General features: G+C 71.0%; 12 protein-coding genes and 4 tRNA genes. 7 read left to right on the top strand and 9 right to left on the bottom strand.

Features of this window, described 5'->3' with window-relative positions:
• Positions 1–212: 212 nt before the first annotated feature.
• From ACWD0A_RS23155 to ACWD0A_RS23135, 5 genes are all read right to left on the bottom strand, one after another.
• A complete protein-coding gene (locus ACWD0A_RS23155; protein WP_451300901.1) occupies positions 213–2,378 on the bottom strand; it encodes a DEAD/DEAH box helicase in 2,166 nt (721 codons plus the stop codon).
• A 272-nt stretch (positions 2,379–2,650) separates the two neighbouring features.
• Entirely contained in the window at positions 2,651–3,247 is a 597-nt protein-coding gene (locus ACWD0A_RS23150) for a hypothetical protein (protein ID WP_451300899.1), read from the bottom strand.
• An 81-nt stretch (positions 3,248–3,328) separates the two neighbouring features.
• The gene (locus tag ACWD0A_RS23145; RefSeq protein WP_451300897.1) at positions 3,329–3,691 is read right to left on the bottom strand and encodes a fluoride efflux transporter FluC; all 363 of its coding nucleotides are present in this window, start codon (positions 3,689–3,691) and stop codon (positions 3,329–3,331) included.
• Positions 3,688–4,167 carry a fluoride efflux transporter CrcB gene (gene crcB / locus ACWD0A_RS23140; RefSeq protein ID WP_451300895.1) on the bottom strand — a complete coding sequence of 160 codons (480 nt, stop codon included), beginning with the start codon at positions 4,165–4,167 and terminating at the stop codon, positions 3,688–3,690. Before crcB ends, ACWD0A_RS23145 begins: the two co-directional genes overlap by 4 nt.
• Positions 4,164–4,514 carry a metallopeptidase family protein gene (locus ACWD0A_RS23135; RefSeq protein WP_307714680.1) on the bottom strand — a complete coding sequence of 117 codons (351 nt, stop codon included), beginning with the start codon at positions 4,512–4,514 and terminating at the stop codon, positions 4,164–4,166. The genes crcB and ACWD0A_RS23135 overlap by 4 nt, the downstream gene beginning before the upstream one ends.
• A gap of 76 nt (positions 4,515–4,590) precedes the next feature.
• Here ACWD0A_RS23135 and ACWD0A_RS23130 point away from each other — a divergent pair, with 76 nt between their 5' ends.
• The 4 genes from ACWD0A_RS23130 to ACWD0A_RS23115 all read left to right on the top strand — a co-directional run bounded on the left by ACWD0A_RS23130 (position 4,591) and on the right by ACWD0A_RS23115 (position 6,510).
• The gene (locus tag ACWD0A_RS23130) at positions 4,591–6,144 is read left to right on the top strand and encodes a metallophosphoesterase family protein (RefSeq protein WP_451300893.1); all 1,554 of its coding nucleotides are present in this window, start codon (positions 4,591–4,593) and stop codon (positions 6,142–6,144) included.
• Positions 6,145–6,224: 80 nt separating this feature from the next.
• Positions 6,225–6,297: transfer RNA gene (locus ACWD0A_RS23125), tRNA-Glu, on the top strand.
• Positions 6,298–6,336: 39 nt separating this feature from the next.
• Positions 6,337–6,411, top strand: a tRNA-Asp gene (locus ACWD0A_RS23120).
• Between the two features lie 22 nt (positions 6,412–6,433).
• Positions 6,434–6,510, top strand: a tRNA-Phe gene (locus ACWD0A_RS23115).
• A gap of 104 nt (positions 6,511–6,614) precedes the next feature.
• Here ACWD0A_RS23115 and ACWD0A_RS23110 read toward each other — a convergent pair.
• Genes ACWD0A_RS23110 through ACWD0A_RS23100 form a run of 3 tightly spaced genes read right to left on the bottom strand, consistent with a single transcriptional unit; the run spans position 6,615 to position 8,740 of the window.
• Positions 6,615–7,445: a cytochrome c biogenesis CcdA family protein gene (locus tag ACWD0A_RS23110; RefSeq protein WP_451300891.1), complete on the bottom strand. Its 831-nt coding sequence runs from the start codon at positions 7,443–7,445 to the stop codon at positions 6,615–6,617.
• Positions 7,442–8,206: a DsbA family protein gene (locus ACWD0A_RS23105; protein ID WP_451300889.1), complete on the bottom strand. Its 765-nt coding sequence runs from the start codon at positions 8,204–8,206 to the stop codon at positions 7,442–7,444. The genes ACWD0A_RS23110 and ACWD0A_RS23105 overlap by 4 nt, the downstream gene beginning before the upstream one ends.
• A gap of 60 nt (positions 8,207–8,266) precedes the next feature.
• A complete protein-coding gene (locus ACWD0A_RS23100; RefSeq protein WP_451300887.1) occupies positions 8,267–8,740 on the bottom strand; it encodes a hypothetical protein in 474 nt (157 codons plus the stop codon).
• A gap of 118 nt (positions 8,741–8,858) precedes the next feature.
• Between ACWD0A_RS23100 and hrpA the strand changes: the two genes are divergently transcribed.
• The 3 genes from hrpA (at position 8,859) to ACWD0A_RS23085 (ending at position 13,430) form a co-directional block, all read left to right on the top strand.
• Positions 8,859–12,818: an ATP-dependent RNA helicase HrpA gene (gene hrpA, locus ACWD0A_RS23095; RefSeq protein ID WP_451300885.1), complete on the top strand. Its 3,960-nt coding sequence runs from the start codon at positions 8,859–8,861 to the stop codon at positions 12,816–12,818.
• 90 nt (positions 12,819–12,908) lie between these two features.
• Positions 12,909–12,983 (top strand) — tRNA-Asp (locus ACWD0A_RS23090).
• Positions 12,984–13,235: 252 nt separating this feature from the next.
• Positions 13,236–13,430, top strand: a complete 195-nt coding sequence (locus tag ACWD0A_RS23085; protein ID WP_451300883.1) for a DUF6274 family protein — start codon at positions 13,236–13,238, stop codon at positions 13,428–13,430.
• Positions 13,431–13,787: 357 nt separating this feature from the next.
• Here ACWD0A_RS23085 and bldC read toward each other — a convergent pair whose 3' ends face one another.
• The gene (gene bldC / locus ACWD0A_RS23080; RefSeq protein WP_003949541.1) at positions 13,788–13,994 is read right to left on the bottom strand and encodes a developmental transcriptional regulator BldC; all 207 of its coding nucleotides are present in this window, start codon (positions 13,992–13,994) and stop codon (positions 13,788–13,790) included.
• Positions 13,995–14,333: the final 339 nt, after the last annotated feature.

The following is a 14,333-nucleotide window of genomic DNA, read 5'->3' as shown; positions in this document are numbered from 1 at the left end:
AGGCACGGGGATTCAAGCGGTGCCCTGCGCCCGGCCAGAGCGCCGGACAGAAGTGTGAGAGGCCCCCCAGCCACACCGCACCCCATGCAAGTGAGAGGACTGTAACAGCAGCCCCACCAGCAGCGGAAGGCACTTTCGAACCCGTTCAACACAACAGGGCCCGTACGCCACCGAAGTGTCGTACGGGCCCTGTCTCAGCAGGTCACACAGCGTCAGCCGTTGCGCTTCCAGCGCGGCTTGTCGTCACGGCGGCCGCCACCGAACGAGCCGGAGTTCGAACCGGCGCCGCGGTGGTCGTCGCGGCGGCCGTACGGACGGTCGTGGCGCTCGCCACCGGCGCGGAAGCCGCCCGAGGGGCGGTCGTCGCGGCGGCCGTTCGGGCGGTCGCTGCCGCGGTGGGCGGCCGGACGGTCGTCGCGGCGGAAGCCACCACGGTCGTTGTCACGACGCTCGAAGGAACGGCCACCACGGTCGTCACGGTCACGGTTGAACCCGCCACGGTCGTTGTCCCGGCGGAAGCCGCCCGACGGACGGTCGTCACGGCGGAAGCCACCACGGTCGTTGTCACGACGCTCGAAGGAACGGCCACCACGGTCGTCACGGTCACGGTTGAACCCGCCACGGTCGTTGTCCCGGCGGAAGCCGCCCGACGGACGGTCGTCACGGCGGTCACGGTTGAACGGACGGTCGCTGCCGCCGGAGCGGAAGCCGCCCGACGGACGGTCGTCACGGCGGAAACCACCACGGTCGCCACGGTCACCGTCACGGCGGTCGTCACGGCGGAAGCCGCCACGGTCGCCACGGTCGCCACGGTCGTTGCCGCGGCGCTCGAAGTTGCCCCGGTCGTCCCGGCGCTCGTCGCGGGACTCGCGCTCCGGCTGCGCCTCGGGCGCGGCCGCGATCTCGGCCTCGGCGGCCTCGGTCACCTCGGCGACCGCGGCCTCCGGGTCCTCGCCGCGCTCGCGGGCGGCGCGCGCCACCAGGCGGTCGGCCTCCTCGCGGAGCTCGGCCGCGCGGCGCTGCACGCGCTCCAGCTGGCGGGTCAGCTCGACGACCTCGCGCTCCGCCTGCTTGGCGGCGTTGTTCGCGGAGTCGGCCTGGACCTCGGTGAGCGAACGCGCACCGGTGATCTCGGCGACCTCCGGGTCGAACGCGCCCGCGCCGCCCACGATGTGACGCGACGCCTCGACGCCCGCGTCCTCCATGAGGCGGAAGATCTGGCGGCGCTGGTGCGGCAGCGACAGCGAGACGACGACGCCGGACCTCCCGGCACGGGCCGTGCGGCCGGAGCGGTGCAGGTAGTCCTTGTGGTCGCCGGCCGGGTCCACGTTCAGGACGAGGTCGATGCCGTCGACGTGGATGCCGCGGGCGGCGACGTCGGTCGCGACGAGCGCGTTGACGTAGCCGTCCTTGAAGTCGGCCAGCGTGCGCGTACGGGCGCCCTGCGTCATGCCGCCGTGCAGCGCGTCGGCCTTCACACCGGAGTCGCGCAGCTGCTCCGCGATGCGGTCGGCGCCCAGCTGGGTGCGGACGAAGATGATCGTGCGGCCCTTGCGGGCGGCGATGGCGGCGGTGACCGGCGCCTTGTCCTTGGGCTTCACGACGAGCACGTGGTGGCTCATGGTCGTGACGTTGCCCTGGGCGCTGTCGACCTCGTGCGTGACCGGGTCGGTCAGGTAGCGCTTGACCAGCGTGCTGATCTCGTTCTCCATGGTGGCGGAGAAGAGCATGCGCTGACCGCCGGCCGGGATCTGGTCGAGCAGCTCGGTGACCTCGGGCAGGAAGCCCAGGTCGGACATCTGGTCGGCCTCGTCGAGGACGGCGACCTGGACGTTCTCCAGGGAGCAGGCGCCGCGGTTGATGATGTCGCGCAGGCGGCCCGGCGTGGCGACGAGGACGTCGACACCGCGCTCGAGGGCGTAGATCTGGTTGCCCATGGAGGTACCGCCGCAGACGACCTTCATCTTGAGGCCGAGCACGTCGCCGTAGGGCTGCAGGGCGTCCGCGACCTGCATCGCGAGCTCACGGGTCGGGGTGAGGATGATCGCGCGGGGCTTCTTCTTCTCGGTGTGGCCGCCGGCCAGCGTGGCCAGGGTCGGCAGACCGAAGGAGAGGGTCTTGCCGGAGCCGGTGCGGCCGCGGCCGAGGATGTCCTTGCCGGCCAGGGCGTCCGGGATGGTCGCGGCCTGGATCGGGAAGGGGGTGGTCACGCCGTTCTGGGCGAGCTTGCGGACGACGCCCTCGGGCAGGCCGAGATCCGCGAACGTGATCTGGGGCTCCTGGGGCTCTTCGGCGGCCGTCTCGGCGGCCTCGGAGACCGTCTCGTCGAGCGTGTCGTTCTCGGGCATGACGGCGTGATCAGTACTGAAAGTGGACATGCGAAATGCGAAACCTTCCGGAGTCTCGGCACGCGCCCAAACCCCGTGATTCGCAATTCGACCGCCTCGATGCGGTCAGCCACGGCTAGGGAAATACGCGCCACACGGCGCGCTTCCGTTTCGGCGCCGGGCAATGGGATCAAACGATCTACCACCATACGCACCCTCCCCCGGTAAAGGCAAACCGCCCGCGAGTGACCCGCCTTACACCCGCTGCCGGGGACACCCGCCGACCGGACGGGGCGGGGCCGAGTCCCGCCTCCCCCGGGGATCTACGCCGGTCTGTCCTGCGGCGACGCCGTGGGCTCGTCGCCGCCCCGGCGGCTGCCCGGGTGTTCGACCGACCGCGTCGCCCCCGCGTGCACCTCGGGCGCCGACGACGCCGGCGGCGGGTCCGTCGGCTCGCTCGGCTGCGGCGTCGGGCTCGCCGGGGGCGTGGGCGACTGGGGCGGAGGGAGGGTCGGGGACTGCTGGGTCGGGGGCGGGGTCCCGCCGCCGTGCGGCGGCGTCGGCTTCGTCCCCGGCTTCGCAGGCTTCTTCCCGCCCGGCGTCGGCTCCGCCCCACCGCTCGCCGCACCGCTCGGGCTCGGCGATCCCTCGGCGTCCTGCCCCTTCCCGGCCTCGCCGTCCGCCGTCGCGTCCTTCCCGTCCCGGCCCTCCTCGCCGTGCCCGACCGGGCGCTGCGCGCCGCCCGGCGCTCCGTGGCCGCCGTCCGGCTCCGCCGCCGCCCCGCGCCGCTCCGACGAGGTGCTGGGCGCGGGTTTGCGCCCCTCGTCCTCGCCCACGCTCATACAGCCTGCCGAGGCCATGGCCGCCAAGGAGGCGGCGATCCAGACGGCCGTCCGGCCGGGGGCTGACAACTGGCGCACGGGAGCACCTCCGGGACAGGGGATCGCGGGTCGCCCTGCCCAACTCCGCTCACCCCGTGGGGGACACGCCTCCCGGCCCCCTCAGCCCGCGATGCCGCGCGCCAACTCCACGCCGAGGAACACCGATCCGAGCCCCACCAGCAGCGAAGCGGCCACATTCGCCACGGCCAGGAAACTCCAGCCGCGCTCGGCGAGCCGCAGCGTCTCGTAGGAGAACGTGGAGTACGTCGTGAGCGCACCGCACAGCCCCGTGCCGAGCAGCGCGTACGTCCCCGACGACACCGACGCCCCGGCCAGGGCGCCGAGGACGAGGCTTCCCGCGGCGTTCACCGTGAACGTGCCCCACGGGAACACCGAGTCGTGCCGCGCCTGCACCGCGCGGTCCGTCAGGTAGCGCAGGGGGGCGCCGGCCGCCGCGCCCAGGATCACGAGGAGCCAGTTCACCGCCGGACCGCCCACCGCGTCACCGAGGCCGCCGCCCACACGGCGGCCAGCGCACCGGCGACCGTGCCGCCCGCGTACGCCAGTGCCGTGCCCGCCTCCTCGCGCTCCAGCAGCTCGGTGAAGTCGAGCGCGTACGTCGAGAACGTCGTGAAGCCCCCCAGCACACCCACGCCGAGGAACGGCCGCACCAGCGGATGCGCGGACCGGCCGCCTTCACTCACGAGGACCATCAGCACGCCGATCAGGGCGCAGCCCAGCACGTTCACCCAGAAGACGGCCCAGGGGAACGCCCCCTCCGCAGTGGGCCACAGCCGCGTCGCCCCGTACCGCGCCGACGCGCCCACCGCGCCACCGGCCGAGATCGCCGCGAGCACCGCCCACTTGTGGGAGCCGGCCAGCTCCGCGCGCTGCGCCGGGACGTGCAGATCGACGTCCGGGTCGATGGCCTCTCTTGCGCCCCCGGGGCCGGAACTCACCCGTACCCCAGAGCGTGCAGCCGCTCGTCGTCGATACCGAAGTGGTGGGCGATCTCGTGCACCACGGTGATCTCGGTCTCCGCGACGACGTCCTCACGGGTCTCGCACATCCGCAGGGTCGGGCCCCGGTAGATGGTGATCCGGTCCGGCAGCACACCCGCGTACCACTCGCCGCGGTCCGTCAGCGGAGTCCCCTCGTAGAGCCCGAGCAGCTCGGGGTCGTCCGGGGTGGGTTCGTCCTCGACGAACACGGCGACGTTGTCCATCAGCCGCGTCAGTTCGGGCGGGATCCTGTCCAGGGCCTCGGCGACCAGTTCCTCGAACTCCTCGCGCGTCATCTCCAGCACCCGGCCATTGTCACGCACGGCACGCGGACCGCGCCGCCCCGGCATGGTCGCCGGTCGTGTGGGGCATACGGGACCAATGGCCCGCGAAGCCCCGGAACCGAACCAGCCGACCCGCCCGACCCGCCCGTTCCGTACCGCGCCGCGCCCCCGCGGCAGCACGTCCTCGCAGACCACCGCACTCGCCACGGTCCAGCGGCCCTGGGTCCGCGCCCTCGGACTGACGGCCGTCGTCCTCATCGGCGCCTGGCTCGGCCTGCTGATCGTCGGCAACGTCCGTACGCCGGTCGGCCCGATGGACGCCACCATGACGTTGCGCCCCTCCCTGAGCGGCGGCACGAAGATCAACGTCTCCCCGCTCGGCGCCCTCGAACTCGACTCCCACGTCGCCCCCGTCCGCCTCGACGTGGACGTGGACCGCCTCGACCCCGTCCGCTCCCAGGCCCTGGTGGAACACCCCGAGCGGCTGTCCGGCCTGCAGGAGGAGATCTCCGCCGACGTCCGGGACGGGACCACCGAGCTCGCCCTGCGCTCCTGCGTCGCCGTCGTCTCCGGGGCGACCGCGCTGGGCCTCGCCGTCTACCGCCGCCCCCGCCGCGCCCTCGCCGCCGGCGGCCTCGCGCTCGCGCTCCTCGCCGCGTCCGGCGTCTCGGCGGCCGCGACCTGGAACCCGAAGTCCGTCCTGGAGCCGAAGTTCTCCGGACTGCTGTCGTCCGCACCTTCCGTCGTCGGCAACGCGCGCTCGATCGTGACCGAATTCGACGTCTATCAGAAGGAGTTGGCACGCCTGGTCACCAACGTGACCAAGCTGTACGACGCGACGTCGACGCTCCCGACCTACTCGCCGGACCCGGGCACGATGCGGGTGCTCCACGTCTCCGACATCCACCTCAACCCCGCCGCCTGGCACATCATCGGCTCCCTCGTGGAGCAGTACGGCATCGACGTGATCATCGACTCCGGCGACACGATGGACCACGGGTCCTCCGCCGAGAACGGCTTCCTCGACCCCATCCCCGATCTGGGCGCGCCCTACGTGTGGGTCCGCGGCAACCACGACTCCCGCACGACGCAGGAGTACCTGTCCCGGATGAAGAACGTCCACGTCCTCGACGAGGGGCGGGCCGTGAGCGTCGGGGGACTGCGCATCGCGGGCAGCGGCGACCCGCAGTTCACCCCTGACCGGTCGGTCGAGGCCCTGGGCGACCCGGCGGAACGCATGACCGGCATCCGCCTCGCGTCCGCCCTGCGCGACCAGGAGCGCGCGGGCACCCCCGTCGACATCGCAGTCGCCCACAACCCGGTCGCGGCCCGCGAGACCGACGGCACGGTGCCGCTGGTCCTGGCGGGGCACATCCACAAGCGCCACACCGAGATCCTCCCGAACGGCACGCGCCTGAGGATCGAGGGATCGACCGGCGGTGGCGGGTTGCGCGCGGTGGAGGACAAGCAGCCGGAGAAGGTGCGCGCCTCGGTGCTCTACCTCGACCGGACGAGCCGGCGGCTGCAGGCGTGGGACGAGATCACGCTGGGCGGCCTGGGCCTGACGACAGCAGAGGTCAGCCGCCATGTCGCGGAGCCGCAGGAGCCTTCTCCGAGCCCGTCGGGGAACTCCCCGTCGCCCTCCCCGTAAACCGTTTTGGCGATAGGTCCCCGCATCCCATATGCTTCTCACGTCCCCGACGCGCTGAGAAGCGCCCAGGCGGGCCCTTAGCCCTCATCGTCTAGTGGCCCAGGACGCCGCCCTTTCAAGGCGGTAGCACGGGTTCGAATCCCGTTGGGGGCACGCATCACCGTGTGCGAGACTTGTTCTCGCACAATGTTTGGTCCTGTGGAGCAGTTTGGAGTGCTCGCCACCCTGTCAAGGTGGAGGCCGCGGGTTCAAATCCCGTCAGGACCGCTGGAGCTCGAAAGAGCTTCGTGGCTGGGTAGCTCAGTTGGTACGAGCGATCGCCTGAAAAGCGATAGGTCGCCGGTTCGACCCCGGCCCCAGCCACCAGCCGAAGGCCCCGATCCCCGGATCGGGGCCTTCGCCGTTTCCGCGGACTCCTGACGTCGTGGGGCCCTGGGCCGGGGGTTCGAGAGCCCCCGGCCCAGGGCGCGCTACGCCTTCTCCCGCTCGCCGCGGCGCCAGCCGCGCACGCCCAGGACCAGCGCCGCCACCGCGACCACCAGCACCAGCAGCGCCCAGTCCGGCACCGCTCTGCCGATGCCCGACGCCCACTCCTCCACCGCGAACGAGTCGTCGACCGAGAGCAGGCCCGGCAGGGCCGTCGTGCCGTCGAAGGCCAGGAACACCGTGCCCAGCAGCACGAAGAAAAGGCCCGACGCCAGCGACGTCGTGTGCAGCCGGAACCGGCCCGCGCGAAGTTCCCGGCCGCGAAGCCACCGGCGGCCGCCCAGGTCGAAGCGGTCCCAGAGCAGCGCGAGCAGGAACAGCGGGACCGCCATGCCCAGGGCGTAGACCGCGAGCAGCAGGCCGCCGTAGACCGGGCTCCCGCTCAGCGCCGCGACCGTCAGCACGCTCCCGAGAATGGGGCCCGCGCAGAAGCCCGCCAACCCGTAGACCAGACCCAGGGCGTAGACGGACAAGGCCGTCGTCGGACGGATCCGGCCCGACACCTCGGCGATGCGGCGCGAGGCGAAGCCCATCCCGAGGATCTGCGCGGCCCCGAGCGCGACGATCAGCCAGCCGCCGACCGAGACCAGCAGGTCGCGGTGGCCGTAGAAGAGCCGGCCCGCGAAGGACCCGGCCGCGCCGAGCGGGACCAGCGTCGTCGCGAGGCCCGCGAAGAAGATGCCGGTGCGTGCCAGCAACCGGCCCGTGGAGTCGACCGAGTACGCGAAGAACGCGGGCAGCAGCAGGGCGCTGCACGGGCTGATCAGAGCGAGGAGACCGCCGAGGAACGCGGCCAGATAGCCGATGTCGTTCATCGCGGCCCCTGCTTCGCGGTCCGCTCCGCCGCCTCGATCGCCTCGGTGAACGTCTCCATCGGCTGCGCTCCCGCGATGGGCCGGCCGTTGACCAGGAAAGACGGCGTGGACGTGGCGCCCAGACCGTAGCCCTCCTCCTGATCCTTCGTGACCGCCCGGCGCGCGGCGTCGCTGTCCAGGTCACGCGTGAAGCGGTCGAGGTCGCGCACCCCCGCCTCGCGGGCCAGCGCCGTGAGGCGGTCCGGGCCGAAGCCCTTCTCCTTGGCGCCCTCCGCGTACGCGGCGGCGTGGAACTGCCAGAAGAGGCCCTGCTGCCCCGCCGCCCACGCGGCGCGCGCGGCGGCCTCGGACGCCTCGCCGAAGATCGGGAAGTTGCGCCACTCGATCCGCAGGACACCGGCGTCGACGTACTTCTTCACGAGCTGCGGCTCGGTGTCGCGGGCGAACTTTCCGCAGTAGCCGCACTGGAAGTCCGCGTACTCGACCATCACGACGGGCGCGTCCGCGCGGCCCGCCGCAAGAGGGTCCTTCGCGTCGCGGCGGGCGAGCTTCTCCAGCTCGGGGTGTGTGCCGGCCTGCGGCTCGGTGGAACCGTCGGCGACGGAGGATCCGACGGACGAGGACCCGCCGGACGGCGCGGCCTCCGGCCGGGTGGCGGTGTAGGAGGCGAAGCCGAGCAGCAGCGCGGCGACGAGCACGCCCGCGCCGATCGCGAGCGGCTTGCGTGAGGAGGTGGACGTGGCGGAATACGCGGAAGGCATGGTGGAGCTCCTGAACGAAAGGCCTGACGGAAACGGATGCCGGTGAAGGGACCGGCGGGCCTATACGCGCAGGACGGAGAGGTCGACCGCGGAGGGCGGCGCGAGCGGTGGCGGGCCGCGCAGAGGCGAGACGTCCAGCGCGGTCTGGTCGCAGACGAGCGCGACGCCGCCGCTGCCATGTGTCTGGGGCAGGGCGGGCAGCAGTTCGTACGCGGAGCCGCCGCGCGGAGGCACACCCGGGTGGGCCCCGCTGTCCCCGGCCCCGGTGCGCTCCCCGCATCCGGGCGGCTGCGCGGCCCCGGCGACGACCGCCTCGCCCGGCGCGGATCCCGCACCCGTCCGCACGCCGACTGCACCACCGCGGGCGACGTCCGGCCCGGCAGTCACGGCACCGCGGTTCGAGCCCGCATGCGAGGCCGCCGCCTCCCCCTCCGCCGACAGGGCCGCCACGCATCCCAGCAGCGTGCCGAGCAGACCGAGCAGCAGGCTCGCGGTCACCGCGACGCGGCGTCGGCGGTCGCGGCCGATCAGCATGGGCGCGCTTTCCCTTCGGGACGCTCGGGAGGGATGAACGTTTCGCTCCATACTGCACCAGCTTGCTGACGAAATGAGTTCGCCAGCGCTTTCCGGAGAGTGCGATCCTGGACCCCGTATGTCTACTTCCTTCGCAGACCTCCAGACCCTGCTGGCCGGGGCGTCCCTGCGCGACGCCCACCGGCTCGGCCGTCGTCTCGAGGGCGCCCGCCGCATCCGTAAGCCCGAGGCGCGGCAGGCCGTGCTGGACGAGATCGCCGCCGAGGCCGAGAAGTCCGCGGCCCGCACCGCGGGGCGGGCCGAGCGCGTGCCCGAGGTCACGTACCCCGAGCAGCTCCCGGTCAGCCAGAAGAAGGACGAGATCCTCCAGGCGATACGGGACCACCAGGTCGTGATCGTCGCGGGCGAGACCGGGTCCGGAAAGACGACCCAGATCCCCAAGATCTGTCTGGAGCTCGGCCGCGGCGTGCGCGGCATGATCGGCCATACGCAGCCCCGCCGGATCGCCGCCCGTACGGTGGCCGAGCGTGTCGCGGAGGAGCTGCGCACCCCGCTCGGCGAGGCCGTGGGCTGGAAGGTCCGCTTCACCGACCAGGTGAACCAGGACTCGACCTTCGTGAAGCTGATGACGGACGGCATCCTGCTGGCCGAGATCCAGACGGACCGCGAGCTGCGCGCCTACGACACGATCATCATCGACGAGGCCCACGAGCGGTCGCTGAACATCGACTTCCTCCTCGGCTACCTCGCGCAGCTGCTCCCCAGGCGTCCCGACCTCAAGGTCGTGATCACCTCCGCGACGATCGACCCGGAGCGCTTCTCCCGCCACTTCGGCGACGCCCCGATCGTCGAGGTCAGCGGCCGGACGTACCCGGTCGAGGTCCGCTACCGCCCCCTCCTGGAGGACGGCCTCGAGGAAGCGGACGACTCCGACCGCGACCAGATCACCGCGATCACGGACGCCGTCGAGGAGCTGTTGGGCGAGGGCAAGGGCGACATCCTCGTCTTCCTCTCCGGCGAGCGCGAGATCCGCGACACCGCGGACGCGCTCAACAAGAAGCAGTACCGCTTCACGGAGGTCCTGCCGCTGTACGCCCGGCTCTCGCACGCCGAGCAGCACCGCGTATTCCAGCCGCACACCGGCCGCCGCATCGTCCTGGCCACGAACGTGGCCGAGACCTCGCTGACGGTCCCCGGCATCAAGTACGTGATCGACCCGGGCACCGCCCGGATCTCGCGCTACAGCCACCGCACGAAGGTCCAGCGGCTGCCGATCGAGCCGGTCAGCCAGGCCAGCGCCAACCAGCGCAAGGGCCGCTGCGGCCGTACCTCCGACGGCATCTGCATCCGCCTGTACTCCGAGGACGACTTCCTCTCACGCCCCGAGTTCACGGACGCGGAGATCCTGCGCACCAACCTCGCGTCCGTCATCCTCCAGATGACCGCGGCCGGGCTCGGCGACATCGAGAAGTTCCCGTTCATCGACCCGCCGGACCACCGCAACATCCGCGACGGCGTGCAGCTGCTCCAGGAGCTCGGGGCCTTCGACCCCGCGGAGAAGGACCCCCGCAAGAAGCTCACCCCGCTCGGCCGCAAGCTGTCCCAGCTCCCGGTCGACCCCCGGCTCGCCCGGATGGTCATCGAGGCCGACAAGAACGGCTGTGTGCGCGAGGTCATGGTAATCGCGGCCGCGCTGTCGATCCAGGACCCCCGCGAGCGCCCGGCCGACAAGCAGGCGCAGGCCGACCAGCAGCACGCGCGCTTCAAGGACGAGACGAGCGACTTCCTCGCCTTCCTCAACCTGTGGCGCTACGTCCGCGAGCAGCAGAAGGAACGCGGCTCCTCCAGTTTCCGCCGCATGTGCAAGCAGGAGTACCTGAACTTCCTGCGCATCCGCGAGTGGCAGGACATCTACTCGCAGCTGCGCACGGTCGCCAGGCAGATGGGCATCCACGTCAACGAGGAGGACGCCCCGGAGCAGTCCGTCCACGTGTCCCTGCTCTCGGGCCTGCTCTCGCACGTCGGCATGAAGGACGTCAAGACCGCCGGGGCGGAGGGCGGGAAGAGCGCAGCGAGGAACGAGTACCTGGGTGCGCGGAACGCCAAGTTCGCGATCTTCCCGGGCTCCGCGCTCTTCAGGAAGCCGCCGCGTTTCGTCATGTCCGCCGAGCTCGTGGAGACCTCGCGCCTGTGGGCCCGTGTCAACGCGAAGATCGAGCCGGAGTGGATCGAGCCGCTCGCCCACCATCTGCTGAAGCGCACGTACAGCGAGCCGCACTGGGAGAAGGACGCAGCGGCCGTCATGGCGTACGAGAAGGTGACGCTCTACGGCGTGCCGATCGTCGCCCAGCGCAAGGTGAACTACGGGCGCATCGATCCGGAGACCTCCCGCGACCTGTTCATCCGCAACGCTCTCGTCGAGGGCGACTGGCGCACGCACCACAAGTTCTTCGCGGACAACCGCAAACTCCTGACCGAGGTCGAGGAGTTGGAGCACCGCGCCCGCCGCCGCGACATCCTCGTGGACGACGAGACGCTCTTCGACTTCTACGACCAGCGGGTCCCCGAACACGTCGTGTCCGGTGCCCACTTCGACTCCTGGTGGAAGCACAAGCGCCGCGAGCAGCCGGACCTGCTCGACTTCGAGCGCGAGATGCTCATCAACGAGAAGGCCGGCGCGGTCACCAAGGACGACTACCCGGACTCGTGGCGGCAGGGCCGGCTGAAGTTCCGTGTGACGTACCAGTTCGAGCCGGGCGCGGACGCCGACGGCGTCACCGTGCACATCCCGCTCCAGGTGCTGAACCAGGTCACCGACGAGGGCTTCGACTGGCAGATCCCTGGCCTGCGCGAAGAGGTCGTCACCGAGCTGATCCGCTCTCTGCCCAAGCCGGTCCGCCGCCACTACGTGCCGGCGCCGAACTACGCGAAGGCGTTCCTGGAGAGGGCCGTCCCCCTGCAGGAGCCGCTGCCCGGCACTCTGGCGCGTGAGCTCCAGCGGATGGTCGGCGTTCCCGTCAAGGCGGACGACTTCGATCTCTCCCGGATCCCCGACCACCTCAAGATCACGTTCCGGATCGTCGACGAGCGCCGCAAGAAGCTCGCCGAGGACAAGGACCTGGAGGCGCTGCGGCTGGCGCTGCGGCCCAAGGCCCGCCAGGCCCTGTCCAAGGCCGCCGCCTCGTCCGGCCCGTCGGGCGAGTCGCTGGAGCGCACCGGCCTGAAGGACTGGACGATCGGCACGCTGACGAAGGTGTTCGAGACACGCCGGGCCGGCCAGCCGGTCAAGGCGTACCCGGCGCTCGTCGACTCGGGCGACAGCGTCTCCGTACGGCTCTTCGACACCGAGGCCGAGCAGACGCAGGCGATGTGGCAGGGCACCCGCCGCCTGATCATGCTGAACATCCCCGTGAACCCGGCGAAGTTCGCCTCCGACAGGCTGACCAACCAACAGAAGCTGGCGCTGTCCCGCAATCCGCACGGTTCGATCCAGGCGCTGTTCGACGACTGCGCCATGGCGGCGGCGGACCGGCTCATCGCCGACCACGGCGGACCGGCCTGGGACGAGGAATCGTTCCGGAAGCTGTTCGACAAGGTCCGCGCCGACCTCGTGGACCTGACCGTCCGCACGATCGACCAGGTGCAGCAGATCCTTGCTGCCTGGCAGGCTTGTGAGCGGCGCCTGAAGGCCACGAACAGCCTGACCCTGATCAACAACGTCCAGGACGTGCGCCAGCAGCTGGCGGCCCTCGTACCGGCCGGCTTCGTGACACGCACGGGCCTGCGCAGGCTCCCCGACCTGATGCGCTACCTGATCGCCGTGGACCGCCGGCTCCAGCAGATGCCGACGGCCGTCCAGCGCGACACCACGCGCATGGAGAAGGTCCACGAGATGCAGGACGAGTACGCCTGGCTGCTGGAGCAGCTGCCCCAGGGCCGGCCGGTGCCCCAGGAGGTTCTGGACATCCGCTGGATGATCGAGGAGCTGCGGGTGAGCTACTTCGCGCACGCGCTGGGCACGGCGTATCCCGTCTCGGACAAGCGGATCGTGAAGGCGATCGACGCGGCCGCACCGTGACGGCCCGCTCGCCCTGGGTGAGTTCGACCTGACCAGCGAACCTGCTGTACAGTCTCTCTCGCGGCCAAGGAGTGTCCGGCCGCGAAACCTGGTCCTGTGGAGCAGTTTGGAGTGCTCGCCACCCTGTCAAGGTGGAGGCCGCGGGTTCAAATCCCGTCAGGACCGCGCGATTGACCGAAGGCCCGCATCACCTCGATGCGGGCCTTCGTCATGCCCGGACGCCGGAGCCCGCTCCACTGTGTCCCCGCCGAAGGCAGGGGAGAAGCCGCAGCCGGACACGGCGAATCCCCTCGGGACCGCGCCTGTTCGCGTGAAGGCCCGCGTCGCGTCGACGCGGGCCTCTTTGCCGTCCGCACGCCCGTGCCGTCTTGACGGCGTCATCCGCCGCCGGTACCCAGGGTCCAGGGGGTGGCGTACATGGCGGCGTCTGCGGCAAGGCGGCACGAGACACGCGCGCTCCTGCGCGCCCATCTGGCGGCCGCCACGAGTTACCGCCACCTCACAAGGAGCTGCCCCGTCTGCCATCGGCTCCTGCGCCTGGCCATGGAGCGCCCCGATCCGGAGCCCGGGCCGGCCGCATCCGACCCCGCTCCGGAAGCCACCGAGGAGTGACCAACGCCCGCCACAGCGCGGCCGATTGGGTGGCGTTCCGGGTTTTGGCAAGAGTCGCGCACTGTGACGGGTGTCACCGAACGGATTTCCTGAACCGCAGTATTTAGCCCCTTCCTACAAGGGGCCGATTTAATATGTGCCATTGCACCACTCCCCCAGGGGTCCCAGGCGTCGACACCGATGTCATGCGTCACCCCGGCAACAGCCGGCCCCGGCGCACAAAAAAGATCGCGCTGGACCCGGCGGAGTCCAGCGCGATCGAAGACGAAGGCCTGTTGGGGCAGACGCGCGTCTGTGGAGCCAGTGGTGGGCTCATCCAGGGTGGGGGCCCAGGAAATGCCCGGTCAAGCGGGGTGTTCAGGCCTCGCTGCGCTGCTGCGGGATACCCGCAAGCAGTGCGCGGACCTCTGCCTCGCGGTAACGGCGGTGTCCACCGAGCGTGCGGATGGACGTGAGCTTGCCCGCCTTAGCCCAGCGGGTGACCGTCTTCGGGTCCACGCGGAACATCGTGGCGACCTCAGCCGGGGTCAGCAGCGGCTCGGCATCAGGGGTGCGAGCGGTCATGAGCGGCCTCCTCGGGAGAACCGAACCTTCTCGGTTCTTTCCTCTAAATTCTGCACCTTGACCCGCGTTGCCCGAAATGGCGGACGCGGGCCGAGTCGGTTATAGGACGAACGGCTTGTCCTCGGCACTACAACTACACCATCTGTCCAGCCACGTCGGCCAAACCGATGGAATTGCCCTCTCAGGTGTCCATCAGCGGCGGAAGGCCGATGGACCATGCCATAACGGACAGTCACGTCACAGTGACGATCAGTCACAGAGCGATCAGGAGTCCTCAGACCCCCCATAGCGTGCAATGCTGAGCAATCCGCCCTTACTTGGACGGAAGGAACCCTCCCC

Source organism: Streptomyces sp. NPDC002867 (assembly GCF_053591895.1).
The sequence above is the reverse complement of the archived record's forward strand: the minus strand, read 5'-3'. Positions and strand labels throughout refer to the sequence as shown.

What these genes read in the sequence shown, in the direction of transcription:
- ACWD0A_RS23085 (WP_451300883.1), top strand. Translation starts at nt 13,236, where the DNA reads ATGGCGGCGTCTGCGGCAAGGCGGCACGAGACACGCGCGCTCCTGCGC.
- ACWD0A_RS23155 (WP_451300901.1), bottom strand. Translation starts at nt 2,378, where the DNA reads ATGTCCACTTTCAGTACTGATCACGCCGTCATGCCCGAGAACGACACG.
- bldC (WP_003949541.1), bottom strand. Translation starts at nt 13,994, where the DNA reads ATGACCGCTCGCACCCCTGATGCCGAGCCGCTGCTGACCCCGGCTGAG.
- ACWD0A_RS23100 (WP_451300887.1), bottom strand. Translation starts at nt 8,740, where the DNA reads ATGCTGATCGGCCGCGACCGCCGACGCCGCGTCGCGGTGACCGCGAGC.
- ACWD0A_RS23105 (WP_451300889.1), bottom strand. Translation starts at nt 8,206, where the DNA reads ATGCCTTCCGCGTATTCCGCCACGTCCACCTCCTCACGCAAGCCGCTC.
- ACWD0A_RS23110 (WP_451300891.1), bottom strand. Translation starts at nt 7,445, where the DNA reads ATGAACGACATCGGCTATCTGGCCGCGTTCCTCGGCGGTCTCCTCGCT.
- hrpA (WP_451300885.1), top strand. Translation starts at nt 8,859, where the DNA reads ATGTCTACTTCCTTCGCAGACCTCCAGACCCTGCTGGCCGGGGCGTCC.
- ACWD0A_RS23130 (WP_451300893.1), top strand. Translation starts at nt 4,591, where the DNA reads ATGGCCCGCGAAGCCCCGGAACCGAACCAGCCGACCCGCCCGACCCGC.